The 13567-nt window shown below is 41.6% G+C and carries 13 protein-coding genes and 1 tRNA gene; 1 reads left to right on the top strand and 13 read right to left on the bottom strand.

The genetic code is table 11. The features are described 5' to 3' along the window. Window positions 1-49: 49 nt before the first annotated feature. Genes ACKWB9_RS01575 through ACKWB9_RS01550 form a run of 6 tightly spaced genes read right to left on the bottom strand, consistent with a single transcriptional unit; the run spans window position 50 to window position 5566 of the window. Window positions 50-1336, bottom strand: coding sequence for a hemolysin family protein (locus tag ACKWB9_RS01575; RefSeq protein WP_414001222.1), 1287 nt, complete (start codon window positions 1334-1336; stop codon window positions 50-52). Then, window positions 1336-1542: a hypothetical protein gene (locus tag ACKWB9_RS01570; RefSeq protein WP_414001221.1), complete on the bottom strand. Its 207-nt coding sequence runs from the start codon at window positions 1540-1542 to the stop codon at window positions 1336-1338. The genes ACKWB9_RS01575 and ACKWB9_RS01570 overlap by 1 nt, the downstream gene beginning before the upstream one ends. Next, window positions 1535-2143: an LPS export ABC transporter periplasmic protein LptC gene (gene lptC / locus ACKWB9_RS01565; RefSeq protein WP_414001220.1), complete on the bottom strand. Its 609-nt coding sequence runs from the start codon at window positions 2141-2143 to the stop codon at window positions 1535-1537. Before lptC ends, ACKWB9_RS01570 begins: the two co-directional genes overlap by 8 nt. A gap of 1 nt (window position 2144) precedes the next feature. Beyond that, window positions 2145-3515: a tetratricopeptide repeat protein gene (locus tag ACKWB9_RS01560; protein WP_414001219.1), complete on the bottom strand. Its 1371-nt coding sequence runs from the start codon at window positions 3513-3515 to the stop codon at window positions 2145-2147. A 38-nt stretch (window positions 3516-3553) separates the two neighbouring features. Beyond that, window positions 3554-4837, bottom strand: a complete 1284-nt coding sequence (locus tag ACKWB9_RS01555; RefSeq protein WP_414001218.1) for a hypothetical protein — start codon at window positions 4835-4837, stop codon at window positions 3554-3556. Further along, a complete protein-coding gene (locus ACKWB9_RS01550) occupies window positions 4838-5566 on the bottom strand; it encodes a type III pantothenate kinase (RefSeq protein WP_414001217.1) in 729 nt (242 codons plus the stop codon). 155 nt (window positions 5567-5721) lie between these two features. Here ACKWB9_RS01550 and ACKWB9_RS01545 point away from each other — a divergent pair. Next, a tRNA-Phe gene (locus ACKWB9_RS01545) sits at window positions 5722-5794 on the top strand. Between the two features lie 71 nt (window positions 5795-5865). On the opposite strand, the gene ACKWB9_RS01540 is transcribed toward ACKWB9_RS01545, so the two are convergent. The 7 genes from ACKWB9_RS01540 to ACKWB9_RS01510 form a co-directional block, all read right to left on the bottom strand. Continuing rightward, entirely contained in the window at window positions 5866-6444 is a 579-nt protein-coding gene (locus tag ACKWB9_RS01540; protein ID WP_414001216.1) for a RidA family protein, read from the bottom strand. A gap of 29 nt (window positions 6445-6473) precedes the next feature. After that, on the bottom strand, window positions 6474-7688 hold the full coding sequence (locus ACKWB9_RS01535) for an aminotransferase class V-fold PLP-dependent enzyme (protein ID WP_414001215.1): 1215 nt from the start codon (window positions 7686-7688) through the stop codon (window positions 6474-6476). A gap of 23 nt (window positions 7689-7711) precedes the next feature. Beyond that, window positions 7712-8179 carry a RidA family protein gene (locus ACKWB9_RS01530; protein WP_414001214.1) on the bottom strand — a complete coding sequence of 156 codons (468 nt, stop codon included), beginning with the start codon at window positions 8177-8179 and terminating at the stop codon, window positions 7712-7714. 51 nt (window positions 8180-8230) lie between these two features. Next, a complete protein-coding gene (locus tag ACKWB9_RS01525) occupies window positions 8231-9160 on the bottom strand; it encodes an RraA family protein (protein WP_414001213.1) in 930 nt (309 codons plus the stop codon). Between the two features lie 31 nt (window positions 9161-9191). Beyond that, entirely contained in the window at window positions 9192-10292 is a 1101-nt protein-coding gene (locus ACKWB9_RS01520) for a bile acid:sodium symporter family protein (protein WP_414001212.1), read from the bottom strand. A 49-nt stretch (window positions 10293-10341) separates the two neighbouring features. Beyond that, window positions 10342-11589 carry an amidohydrolase/deacetylase family metallohydrolase gene (locus ACKWB9_RS01515; RefSeq protein ID WP_414001211.1) on the bottom strand — a complete coding sequence of 416 codons (1248 nt, stop codon included), beginning with the start codon at window positions 11587-11589 and terminating at the stop codon, window positions 10342-10344. Between the two features lie 99 nt (window positions 11590-11688). Further along, window positions 11689-13458 (bottom strand): PQQ-dependent sugar dehydrogenase, encoded by a 1770-nt coding sequence (locus tag ACKWB9_RS01510; RefSeq protein ID WP_414001210.1) that lies wholly within the window; start codon window positions 13456-13458, stop codon window positions 11689-11691. Window positions 13459-13567: the final 109 nt, after the last annotated feature.

Raw genomic sequence — 13567 nt, 5'->3', positions numbered from 1 at the left:
ATTGAAATAATAAAAACTAAAAACAAGTGATATACAGTAAGAAACGGATCTAATCCTCTGCTACGAGTTCAAGGGAAACCAAGTCTATTTTCGTGCTTGAAACTTCTAAAATGGTAAACTTGAACCGATCTATGACAATCTCCGATTCTCTCTCGGGAATCTCCCCCAACCGATGTACCAATAGCCCTCCCAAAGTCTCATATTCATCGCCAATGGGCAAATCAAATTTATAGTTCTCGTTCAAATGGTCCACCTCAAGCCTGGCCGAAAAAAGAAAATGGGTTTCATCAATTTGCTCGTCCCTTAGGTCCGTACTGTCATGTTCATCCTCTATCTCCCCAAAAAGTTCCTCCACAATATCCTCTACGGTCATTAATCCAGAGGTTCCTCCATATTCGTCCAAAACTACGGCAATACTTTTTCGTTTTTTGATCAATACGTTCAATACATCTTGAATGGGCATGGTTTCCGGCACGAACTCTACAGGCAATAAGATACTCTTTATGTTTCTCGGCTTTTTGAAAAGCTCGTAGGAATGCACGTAACCGATTATATCATCTACCGTATCCTTAAAGATCAGAATTTTTGAAAGCCCCGTTTCCGTAAACAGCTTGGCCAGGTTTTTAAGTGTCTCATGTATCTCAACGGCAACAATTTCCGTTCTGGGTACCATGACCTCTCTCGCCTTTACTTCGGAAAATTCCAATGCATTTTGAAAAATCTGTATTTCGGAATCCACTTCGTCCTCTTCTTCAACGGTTTCCATTTGTTCCGTAATGTAATCGCCGAGCTCTATTTTACTGAACGCCAATTGCACCTCATCTCCTGAGGTACGAAAAATGCGTTTTAGGATAAAATCCGAAACCCCGATGACAAAATCGGAAATAAAGGAAAAAAGGGTATAAAAAAGATATGCGGGAACCGCAAATGCCTTTAATAGGCTGTTGGCATATATCTGAAATAATACCTTGGGCAAAAACTCTGCCGTGATCAATATGACCAGAGTAGAGATGATGGTTTGGGACAACAGGTTAAAATCTGTCAACATAAGGCCTAAAAAGGCATTATCGGGAGAAAGGCCAACAAACCAATCCACAAGCAATTCGCCCATAAACAAACCATAGATCACCAGGGCAATATTGTTCCCGATCAACATGGTCGCAATAAATTTAGATGGTTTTCTTGTGAGTCGGGCAAGGACTTTTGCCAAAAGGCCATCTTGTTTCTTCTCAATCTCGATATGGATTTTATTGGCCGAGATAAAAGCAATCTCCATACCTGAAAAAAAGGCGGAAAAAATAAGGGAAAGTACAATGACGACTATCTCGCTATCCACTATCTGTCCTGATTTTCCTTTCGACGTTTTTCAAATTTCTTCCGGTAACTTCTCCTAAAAAAGAACATGCCCGTTGAAACTATTGCAAAGAAAACGAACAAATAGGCCATGGAACGATCGGTGTTCCAATCTGTAAAAATCCTATAGCAGGAAAAAGCGGCCACTATAACATATAGGTATTCCGTATATCTTAATATCTTAATCATCCTTCTTTTCTTTTATAAACATTAATCCATAAGTTTTATGTGCGTTCAAAAAGCTTAAATCTTTTTTAATATCCATTCCTTCACCATCCATCACAGAATTATCTTCCGGGTTGGTAAACGTAAATTTTTTCTCCGTAAACGCCCATTCATTGGTTCGATCATAGTATAACTGTGGGGTTTCCAGTTTTTTACCGTCATGCCCTTGGATCACAACGTTCCCCTCCAAATCTACGATAGAGGTAGTGGAATAATAGATCCCGTAATCTGCCTCAATAGTGGTCTTTTCATTGTTCTCATTAAAAATTTCGATCAAAAGCCCTTTTGGAAAAGTTTGATAGGGAAACTTTAAGTTGTCAAAATCGTTCCTTATTGGTCCGGACATAACGGCCAAAACCTTGGATGAACCTGTAGCCTCGGCATTTATGCGTTCCGGGGATTCCGTATAGGTAAGGATAAAATTCTCGGCGATCCCCTGAGGGAAAATCTTCTTTTGCGCCTCCTCTCCCACTCTTTTGTAATTGTCCTTACAACAAAAAAAAAGCATCGCCATGGAACCCGCCATAACAATGCTTTTTAACTTATCTGATAAATGTTTTGACATTTTACAAATTAGGAACTTTTACGCTACCTCCTACCCAACAGGAGAACGATACTGTCTTACCGGCCATTCCGGCGGTAAATATCATTTCTTTTGTAGGTGCCTTTGCATTATAACTTGCTGCAGATTTGCTGGCCCTACCTCTTAAAGAGGGGTCTACCCTACCTGCTTTTCTGGCCATTTCCGCCGCTTTCCAATAAATGGCACGTTTCTCAAAAGGTGTACTTCCACATGCATTGGCACTACTGGCGTACAAGCTTGCGATCAATAAATAGGCCTTGCCGTTTGCCCGATTGGCATCAATGGCTTTTTGTGCATAATTTCTAGCTTGTGATTTACTGTTTTTACGGATTATAGTAGCTACCTTATATAAAATTTTAGATCTTTTAATATTATCGGTCTCCAACTCTTCCGCCTTATTAAAAGATGCTATCGCTTCTTTAGAATTACCTGCTTTTAATTTAATGATACCATCATAAAAGAACGCATCCGCAGAAGGGTCCAATGCCAATTGGGCCTCAAACAATTTTTGAAACATGGGGTCATCCGTACAGTCTTTGCTAAACATTCTGCTAACGGCACTTTTCACCCAATTTACATTATCCTTTTTCGCATCAAAATTCTTTTGATATAGGGGAATCAAATTTTCACAGTCCGCCAGTTTTCCCAACTTGGCATCTATACTTCCCGTAATCTTACCATAATTCTCGGAATATGAATTGTAGGATTTTAACAATCTCTTTTCTTTGGAGGTCAATGAGTTATCTTCTTCCTTGGGTAAAAGTTTGGCGATTTTATCCGTTAATTTGTTGTTTTCTTCCTCTATTTTCCCGGTAACTTTATCATAAACGTCAAAAACCTCTTGAAGTTCTTTTTGCCCTGCATTATGCAAGTTTACCAGACTGGAGAAATAAATATATAATGCTTTAGGATTTGTAAAGTTCTTTTTGTCCTTGGTAAAGGTTTCGCTCAACATATCATACATTTCAGCATCCCCGGCCATTTTGTTGTCATATTTCAACATGGCCTTGTTGACCATAGTTTTTCCCAAACTGGTCTTGGATTTGAAATATTTTAATTTATCATCCAACAAATTCATCATATCCGTAATGAAACCTTCCTTCTCGGTTCCCGAGGATTTTTTTATCTTATCCTTTAAAATCCTTTCCCCATACACGTATATGGCATTATTTAACTGAGGACATTTTTCATAGACCATTTTCCATGGTTCATAGGCCGCATCATAATTTTTAACCTTGGCGTGTTCTGAAAATATGGACAAATTCGTCATACATTCCGGGTCTTGTGCCTGCGCATTACTTACTCCCACCATTCCAAAGAGCATAACCGCCGTGAAGTAAAGTTTCAATTTCATCTTACTGATTTTAAAGTGGTTAATGTACTAATTTTTTATCAATTTATTTTTCTTTTCCGGAACCACTGATCGTTCAATGATAGCCCGATATTTATTTTAAAATAGTTCTCTTCTACTAAATTGGCCCTTGTGGTACCGCGTTTTCCCAGTTCAAAACCCAAATTAAGATTTGAATACCCGGCCAATGGCAACCCAAGACCAAAAGTTATGCCAAAGTTATTTATATCCACATCATTGACCACCATTCCGCTTTTGTCCAAACGAACACCGGCCCGATAGGTGATTCTTTTTAAATAGCTCGAAAAAGAAGTATAATCCGGCGTATAAAATCCACCCAAAGCATAGGAGCTCGCATCTTTATAAGCTATGTTATCTACACCCAAAAACGGATTTTCAAAGGAACTAAGGCCTTGAAAACTGTATTCCGCACCTAAAAACCATTTACCGTCCCGACCATATCCCAGTCCCAACGTGGTCGTAGTGGGTATCTTAAACTCTGTATTCCTTAAATTATCGGCATCCAAATTTACATTTACCTCTTCAATATTTCTTCCGGTAGCCACTGAAAAAGAACCGATACGTCGTTCATTCTTTGAAACGAGATTACCCTGCGTATTTATCCTTACAGATGTATGAAGTGTATATTTATCCTTAAAAGTAGGGGTGTAGTTTAGGGCATAATTAAAATCAAAACCGTTTACCTGTGAAAACCGTCTATCAAAAGTACCGAACTGAACATCCTCTATTTGCTGCAAACGTTCACTTTGTAGATTTCCATAATTAAAATTGATGGTTGCCCCTATGCTTAAATTTTTGGCAACCTCATATCCAATGGTATAATATACTCTATTGATTCCGCCATCACCTGAAAAAATATTGACCAAAGAGGAGCCATCCGTAGTCCTTTCGTCCCTTAGGTTATATCCCACAGAGGAATAGGGCATAATACCAAAACCCATTCCAAGGCCCTTTTTTACACTAAACGCCAATGACAGATAATCCAGATTGGTCACGGAACTACTTTCTTCCTTAGAAAAACTCTTTAATCGGATTTGTTTATTGGAAATTCCTGCCGTGTATACGGTTACCCCGAAATCACCTCCATAATGCACGCCCAAATTGGCATAAGCCGCAGGGTTCTTTAGGTTCACATGAGTACTATCGGCAAAAATGGCTATACCTCCCATCATGTTATTTTCTACCGTACCGGCATTTCTCAAATCGCCAATACCGAAAAAAGAATAAGGGGAAACTGTTCCATCTTGAGCATACAATCCTATTGTGAATGTGTATACTATTACAATTACAAGTTTTTTGACCATCTAGTGCTTGTTGTATTCCAACAAATAATTAAGTCCTTTCAGGAGGAATTTGGAATCCGCAAATATGGTATTTTTTAGCCGTTCTAACAAAAATTGGGCATCACCGCCTGTTAAAATAACTGTTAAATCTTTAAAACGTGATTTATATTGCGCAATGGCCCCGTCAATTTCATTGCAAACACCGTTAATTACACCGCTGTGCATACAGTTCTCGGTTGAATTGCCAATATAATCCATCAACTCTGTTTTTTCCAATAAAGGGAGTTGAGAAGTTTGTTGGTTCATTGCCGTATATCTCATTTGGACTCCGGGTGAAATAGCCCCCCCCAAATACTCGTCAAAATCATTGATGATATCATACGTAATGCAACTACCGGCATCTATAACAAGATTATTGCTATGGGCCCTTTGGTAATATAACGCCGTAACCAGGGCAATACGGTCAACACCCAATGTTTGTGGCGAAGTATAAGAATTTTTAAATGGGATTTTAGAGGCATGCGATAATTCATGTACTTTGCAATAAAGACGTACCATATCCACATGCGCCTTGGTCAAAAGGCCCACACTGGACACTATGGCGCAGTTTATTTTAGGATAGCTTTCAAAAATGGATTTAATCCCTTCCCGAAAACCATTCAAATCTATGACCCTGTCATCAAGGATGACATTTTTTTGAAAAACGGCCAGTTTTATCCGAGAATTACCCGCATCGATTATCAGGTTCATTTTACAAAGATCATAAAATGTCCAAAACAAAATGCTTTTTTTATGATTTAGTTTGTATATCCTAAATTTGAAATTATATTTGCACCCGCTTATACAATTCCATCATACGTATTCGTTAAGCGGCCTATTTTGTAAAAAAGAGGTTTAAAAAATAGGGTACCTTAGCTCAGTTGGTAGAGCAACGGACTGAAAATCCGTGTGTCCCTGGTTCGATTCCTGGAGGTACCACAAGAAAAATCCGTAACAAACTATTTATTGGTGAGTTGCGGATTTTTTGTTTTATAGAGTTTTGGAAAAAGCTATTCCACCTCTACGATCATTTCAATCTCCACGGCAATATTACCAGGCAGTGATCCCATACCTACCGCAGCACGGGCATGTTTTCCCTTTTTCCCAAAAACCTGCACCATTAAATCCGAATACCCATTGATCACTTTTGGATGATCGGTAAAATCCGAAGCGGCATTTACCATGCCCAGCACTTTTACAATACGCTTTACCTTGTTCAAATCACCAAGTTCAGCTTTAAGCACGGATAACTGGTTGATGGCGGTTACCCTGGCGGCATAGTACCCTTCTTCAATGGTCAAATCTTCACCTACTTTGCCGGTGATATTTTCCCCATTGGATTGCAAGGGGCCCTTTCCGGCCAAAAAAATCAGGTTTCCGGTACGCACGGCATTTACATAGTTGGCCACGGGAACGGAGGGGGTACTCAATTCAATCCCTAATTCCTGTAGCTTGGCCTCCGGATCGTAATCAGAGGTGTTCTTTTCTTCAATAACATCGTCTTTGGTCGCTTCTTGCTTTTTTTCTTGTGATAGTCCACAGGACACCACCAATAGTAAAAGAAAGATTCCCTGAAATAGGATTTTCATGGTCAAAAATTTATAGGGTTTGTATAAAATTAAGCGTTTTCCAATACTTCCTTAACCCTTTGGGCAACAATCCTTTCCTGACCGGGAACCATCATCCATGTTGTAATCCCTATGGTATCCTTATCTCCCACGGTAGCAATGGACGGATGGCCTTCCTTCAATTTCTTTCTTGCTGCCTCGGCAGTAATTTTTACCACGTTTTCATCCCATTTGATCTTTAGGGAAGGTACGTGATTGGCATGCGGTGGTACATGGATATCCGTTTCCACGCCTTTTACGGACAAAGCACTATCACTGATCAATTTTATCTGGCTTTCCCATAGTTTCCATTCCGCATCGTGATCTTTCTGCAAATAGGTTTCCAGGGCTACCAACATCCCCAATACCTCCTCCTTATTCACTTTCATGCCCCTACCAATCGTAGTTCCCCTTGGCGGAGTGTGCAATCTTGCCGCTTTTATGTATTTGCGTTTGCCCAATAAAAGACCAGCGCTTTGTGGTCCCCGAATTCCCTTTCCTCCTGAAAACGCAACAAGATCAAATCCCATTTTAGTGAATTTGAACAAATTTTCAACCGGTGGTACATCGGCAGCACAATCGATAAAAGTTGGGATTTTGTGTTTTTTACCCAAAGCCACAAATTCTTCTCTTTTAATCTCACCTTCCTCTGTATTGGCGTTTAGAAACCATAGCATAGCCGTATTCTTGTTGATGGCTTTCTCCAACTCCTTCGCCGTTTTTACCCAGACCAATTTTGCCCCAACATTGGTCAATGCCTTTGAATATCCAATATTATGGGCTTCCTGAAGGATAATCTCATTTTTAATCCCAGTTGAATCCGGTAGTCTGGCCACGATTTCCTCGTCCATTCCACTAAGTACCCCGGCGGTACCTATGGACATTGCCCCGAATGCCCCCGAGGTCACCGTAGCATATTCACATTCCAGTAACTGTGCAATGCGCTCCCCAACGCGATCGTGCAGGTCATCTAGATCCACGTACTCCGTGGCTCCAAAAGTAATGGCGGACAATACTTCCTTGGGCATTAAGGAGCCCGTCATCGAAGTATAGGTCCCCGCCGCATTGATAAATGTCCGTAAACCCAATTCCTTAAAAAAATTACGGGATACAGGTGTTTCTACCGCTGCATGCATCATCTGCGGGGTAAGCAAGCCTGTTCCTACCAATCCTCCAATAACGGGCAGGCCGGAAAGGGTCTTTAATAGTTTTCTTCTAGTAAGCATATCTTGTGATTTTTGTTTTCAGTTTAGTCCAAAGCGGCGATACAATCAATCTCCACCAACGAATTTCCGGGAACCCCACCATAAACGGCCACGGTGGTCCGGACCGGAGGATGCTCTCCAAAACGCCCCCTATATACTTCGTTCATTCCGTGATAATCTTCCAAGTCATGCAGATATACATTTACTTTAAGTACCTTTTCCATGGAAGAGCCATTCTTCACCAATTCTTTTTCTACCTCTTTAAGTACATGATCCGTATGCGATTTGATATCCCCTTTAAAATGGGCTCCTTTTCCAGCTATATATAGGGTGTTCCCATGCTTTACCGCTCCTGAAAACAACGGCAATTTTTTATCCTGTACAATTTCGCCCACTACTTCTTTTTTGGGTTTAGCATCCTTGGCCATAACCTTTACCGTACCAATGCCCAATAAAGCCGCAAGACCCATTCCCATTTTTTTAAATACCGACCTTCTATCTGTTTTTTCCATTTTTATACTTCTTTAATTTATGTTTGTTTTTTGTCTTCTTACATTGAGTTTTTACCACATTCGCTTTTTCAATAGTTCCCTGACCTGTTCTTTCGGAACCGGGAGTTCATCTATATGATCTTTTAGCCATTGGGAGAAGTCCTTTTCTATTTCCTCGGTCCATTTGCTGTCTATTTGTCCCGGGGTGTATTTGCCTTCTTTCAACCGACCGATTCCAAATAAATCCCGAAGCCGGACCACTTCCGAGGTCACCACTACTTTTTCGGCCAGATGGGCCGGAATGAACATAACTCCCTCTTTTTTGGCCAATACAATATCACCGGGAAGTACTGTAGCCACACCCATACGTATAGGTGTATTGATGCTGAGCAACATCACTTCCGTAAGATAGGATGGATCCCACCCCCGTACAAAGGCATTGAATCCTTCAATTTCGGACAGCCCTTCCATATCTCGACTGGATGCATTAAATACGACACCATTTTTTGATTTGGCATAGATGGAGTTTCCTAAATTATCCCCGATCAATGTACCGTTCACAATTTTTCCAAAGGCATCCGCCACATAAACATCCCCTTCTACCAACATGTCTATGGGCCAAGAATTGGTATTTCCTATACGTCCATCGGCTTTGCCTTTTTTCTTTATTTGATCCGATACGTCAGGTCGGTTGGGCATGTATTGCACGGTAAGCGCACGACCTACAATAGGCACATTATCATGCAAGGGTTGCCAACCGCTTTCAAACTGGTTGTGGTACCCTTCATTCCGCAATACGCCCCATGCCTCTTCTATAGTGACCTTTTTCATCCGTGCCAGAACATCATCGGCTACTTTTGGCCTGCCATCATCAAATCGTTCCCCGGTCCATTGTGGAGTAAGGAACACCATTTGTTCTTTGGTCAAGGTTTGGGCCGTAGTGTTTCCAAAAGCAAGTAGTAAAATGCCCATGGAAAATAGTGATCTATAAATTGATTTCATTTTTAAAAATTTGATTGTGTTCATCTGACGTTTACGTTTCTTTGGATTCATCAATGTTTTTTTCAGAATCTTTGTCCCGCCACCATGTCGCTAGGGAAGAACCTGAAATGTTCATCCACGGGCCGAAGACTGCCGGTGCCAATCCTATGGTAGCCACTTTACCCATTTCCAGGGCAATTCCAGAGGCCAATCCTCCGTTTTGCATACCTACTTCCAATGCAATGGTACGGCAATCCTGTTCTTTCATTTTTAAGGCTCGACAGGACCAATACCCTAAGAAATATCCGGCTATGTTGTGAATGATCGCTGCCAGGACAAGGAAAAGCCCGATGGTGAGCAAACTATCCCTGCCCGCCGCTGTAATTATGGCGATGATCAATGCAATACCTGCTATGGATATTACGGGCATGGCTTTGTCCAACCACTTGGCCTTACCATGAAAAAAATAGTTGAACAATAGGCCAGCGATAATGGGCAGGATCACTATTTTTACAATACTGAGCATCATCCCCCAGAAATCTATGGGAACAAACTGACCTGCGAACGTTTCCATGAGCAACGGGGTCATTAAGGGTGCCAATACCGTAGAGACCGCTGTTAGCGTAACGGACAATGCTAAATTGGCCTTGGCCAAATAGGCCATTACATTAGAGGCCAATCCGCTTGGAGAAGATCCGATCAATACCACTCCTGCCGCAATTTCTGCTGGAAACCCAAATAAACTTGCAATGGCAAACCCCAAGATGGGCATAATGGTAAACTGGCAAACCAGCCCGACCAACACGCCTTTGGGCATTTTTACTACACCGGCAAAATCCTTTATACTCATGGCCGTTCCCATTCCGAACATGATCAATTGCAATAGGGGAACTATCAACGATTTCAACTGAAATTCGCCAATACTGGTAAAATAGGAAGGATAGAACATGGAAACACTTACGGCCGCAAACACCAATACGGTAAAGGAGAAACCCTTAAATTTTTTATGACCTCGGATCGCCAATGCCAATAAAAGAAGGAAACATATGATGGCCAGACCCGTTTGCTCCCCATACCCCAAAATCAACATGATGAGTGTTATCGTTAAACAAATTAGCGAGGCAATTAATAAAATTCGGTATTGTTTCTTCATTGGTTATCGGTGTTGCTTATACGTAATTCTATAGGATAGTTTATTCGGATTATTCGTTCCATAGGGAACTGGCCATCCCATTAAGGTCCCACACCACTTTTCCCTCACGAATGGTCAATTCGCATTCCAGTTTTTGGTCGCCCTTCATTTTTTTTCCTTTGGTATCGATAAAGCCAAAATCCCCTTTTCTAAGATTCAGGATGGCAACATCGGCCACTGCCCCTTCGGATAAATGTCCCAAATCTTCTCTTTTAATGATTTTGGCAGGATGCCAAGTGGAACTCGCAATAACCTCATCCAAGGGCATATCCATATTGATGAATTTGGACATCACGTTAATAATATCCTTCATTCCCCCGTTCATGCTCCCAGTATGTAGATCGGTACTTATGGAATTGGGTTTAAACCCTTGTTTCATGGCAGGAATGGCCTGTTCGAACAAAAAGCTGCCTCCACCATGGCCCACATCAAAAATCACCCCCCTTTTCTGGGCATCAAAAACAAAATCCCTTATTTTTCCTTTCTCGTCCACAATCGGCATCCGCCCATTTACATGGGCATAGGCATGGGTAAAAATATCCCCCGGCCGTAGTTTTTCCATGAACAGTGTCTCGATCGACAGTTCTGGATCGCTGCCCCCAAAATCTATCATAACCGGAATATCGGCCAATTCCCCTGCTTCAACGGCACGCTCCGTAGGTGTCCAATCAAAACCATGATAATGGGCCAGTTTCACTCCAACGACAACTCCTGGGTATTGCTTTGCGACCATGGCGGTTAGTTTGGGGTCCATATCGGCCAAATTTTGTTCGATGGCACCACCTTTCATCCCTGATCCCACGATATTTAAAAAAGACAACACTCTTGTTTTGGAACGATCGATGGTCTGTTCCTTAAACTGCCTGAAGTTTCTCCACCCTGCACCACCTGCATCCACAATTGTGGTTACACCGCTACGGAACGAAAACCCATCGGGCGGCAACGCCGTGTCACTATTGCTCAAATAGGCATCGGGTTCCGTGCCATGAAAATTATGACTGTGGATGTCCAATAGGCCCGGAATCACATAAAACCCTTTGGCATGGATTACTTTTTTTGCCTTTTGCTCTGAGATTCGGGTATCTACCTTCACTATTTTCCCATCACTAATGGCCACATCCATGACTTTGTCAATTCCGTTTTTGGCATCTATTACATGCCCATCATTAAGCAACAAATCATAATCCTGGGCAGAAATCCGGTTCCCCATAAGCAAGGTCAAAACAACTATGAGAGTATTGTACATTTTTATTTTCATATTTTTTGGTTTTATCGGGCAATTAAATTTGAGTAAAGCTCCATTGTTCTTTTGATTATACTATTGATTATCAGCTTGTTGCAATCACTAATGTACAATTTATAAGTCTTTCCTGATTTTTTCCACTTCTTCCACCTCAATCGCACTTGCCCTATTATTAAAATTTGAACGTATATAGGTCAGCACTTCGGCAATCTCTTTATCTGACAGAAAACCATGTTGGGGCATAACCCCATTGTACGTTTCCCCATGCACCTCTATACTACCTTCCATTCCTTCAAGAACTATTTTTATTAATCTTTCCTTGTCTCCCGTTACCCAATCGGTATTTGCCACAGGGGGAAATCTTCCGATAGCCCCACCTCCATCTTTTTGATGGCATGCACTACAGTAGGTATAATAGGTTTTTGCTCCGCCGGAAATATTGTCCTGCATCAAATTGTCCTTGATCTTATCCGGTGTACGGATGTGGGAGAGTTCTTTTCTTTTTTCCATCTCGGCCAATTGTTCCACGCCAAATGCATCCTTATCCCCGATATAGGTAACTTTCCATATTTTACCTTTTACGGAATCCGAAATGTACATGGCCCCATTTGGACCAAAGGCGATTCCCATAGGGCGGTATACAGCATCATTAACACTTTCCAAGGGATCCACCGCTGCAAAACCATCCACAAATACCTCCCAATCACCGGAGGGTTTGCCATCTTTAAAGGGAACAAAACCAACAAAATATCCCGATTGGGGATAGGGAGCCCTATTGGTGGAACCATGGAACGCTATAAAAGCACCATTCTTATAATGCTCTGGAAATGCGTCCCCATCATAAAAAACCAAATCGTTCGGAGCCCAATGCCCGGGGAACCCAACGATAGGGTCATCAAATTGATCACATCGTCCTACAATTTCACCATCTCCACCATATTCAGGGGCCAATACTTTTTTCTCCTGTATCTGATCATAATAACAATAGGGCCAGCCAAAATTGGAACCTTCGGTTACTTTAATAAATTCCTCCGATGGAAGAAGGGCACTTTTCCACGGGTCATATATATTGGGGAACAATCGCAACAGATCGTCCCTGCCATGCATTACCACATATAAGTTATTATCTGCTGGGTTCCAGTCCATGGCCACCACACTTCTAATGCCCGTGGCATATTTATAGCCATCTTTTTGGGTCTGACCCAATTTATTGGCATCAAATCGCCATATCCCCCCATGATCCTCCAATTCTGGACACGGATCCAAACCAGAGGCACCCGGTATTCTTTTAGGACTTTGACAGGCATTGGAGGGTGCACCAAAAGGTATATACATATGTCCCTCATCATCAAAAGCCAAGGGCTTTCCAATATGTTCATGCTTGCCATGGGGGTGATCGTCCGTAAACACTATTTCCATCTCGCCTTCGGGCACCAAGGTTCCGGGCTTTAATTTATACCGATACACCACCAGTTCCGAACTAAAATAGAGGTATCCGTTGTAAATGCGTATGGCCGTAGCGTAACCCAATCTCTGGTTGGTTCCATAAGATCCGAAACGCTTTATCTTATCCGCCCCGCCATCTCCGTTTGCATCCTGAAAAACCGTTATTGATCCTTCCGAATTTGAATTTCTAAGTTTTGCATACAGGTATCCATCTTCGGAAACGGCAATGTGCCTCACTTTTCCCTCCGTACTGTCCACTACAACTACAGCTTCAAAACCGTCCGGAAGAAAAAGCCCTCCGTTGGGCGGCTCACTTTCCCTTACGCATTGGACAAAACAAACGATTAACATCAAGGAGAATGTGATCGACTTTGCACAGGACACAAAATTCATGAACACTATTTCATAATTTGTTGCGTGGCTCAGTTGGTCTTCCATGATTTTTGTCAAATAAGCGTCTCGAAATTTCCAAATATAGGATCGGCTTGAAAACTCCTCAATTCATATTACTGTTAATCAATATGTTAGGCTTTACTACTTATATGAC

The sequence above is a fragment of the Maribacter spongiae genome, assembly GCF_047345125.1.
Taxonomy (GTDB): domain Bacteria; phylum Bacteroidota; class Bacteroidia; order Flavobacteriales; family Flavobacteriaceae; genus Maribacter.
The sequence above is the reverse complement of the archived record's forward strand: the minus strand, read 5'-3'. Positions and strand labels throughout refer to the sequence as shown.

Bases quoted from the DNA above. Each gene is read 5' to 3' on its own strand.
- ACKWB9_RS01540 (WP_414001216.1), bottom strand. From the start codon at position 6,444: ATGAAAATCCTATTTCAGGGAATCTTTCTTTTACTATTGGTGGTGTCC.
- ACKWB9_RS01550 (WP_414001217.1), bottom strand. From the start codon at position 5,566: ATGAACCTGATAATCGATGCGGGTAATTCTCGGATAAAACTGGCCGTT.
- ACKWB9_RS01515 (WP_414001211.1), bottom strand. From the start codon at position 11,589: ATGAAAATAAAAATGTACAATACTCTCATAGTTGTTTTGACCTTGCTT.
- ACKWB9_RS01520 (WP_414001212.1), bottom strand. From the start codon at position 10,292: ATGAAGAAACAATACCGAATTTTATTAATTGCCTCGCTAATTTGTTTA.
- lptC (WP_414001220.1), bottom strand. From the start codon at position 2,143: ATGTCAAAACATTTATCAGATAAGTTAAAAAGCATTGTTATGGCGGGT.
- ACKWB9_RS01570 (WP_414001221.1), bottom strand. From the start codon at position 1,542: ATGATTAAGATATTAAGATATACGGAATACCTATATGTTATAGTGGCC.
- ACKWB9_RS01510 (WP_414001210.1), bottom strand. From the start codon at position 13,458: ATGGAAGACCAACTGAGCCACGCAACAAATTATGAAATAGTGTTCATG.
- ACKWB9_RS01530 (WP_414001214.1), bottom strand. From the start codon at position 8,179: ATGGAAAAAACAGATAGAAGGTCGGTATTTAAAAAAATGGGAATGGGT.
- ACKWB9_RS01555 (WP_414001218.1), bottom strand. From the start codon at position 4,837: ATGGTCAAAAAACTTGTAATTGTAATAGTATACACATTCACAATAGGA.
- ACKWB9_RS01535 (WP_414001215.1), bottom strand. From the start codon at position 7,688: ATGCTTACTAGAAGAAAACTATTAAAGACCCTTTCCGGCCTGCCCGTT.
- ACKWB9_RS01525 (WP_414001213.1), bottom strand. From the start codon at position 9,160: ATGAAATCAATTTATAGATCACTATTTTCCATGGGCATTTTACTACTT.
- ACKWB9_RS01560 (WP_414001219.1), bottom strand. From the start codon at position 3,515: ATGAAATTGAAACTTTACTTCACGGCGGTTATGCTCTTTGGAATGGTG.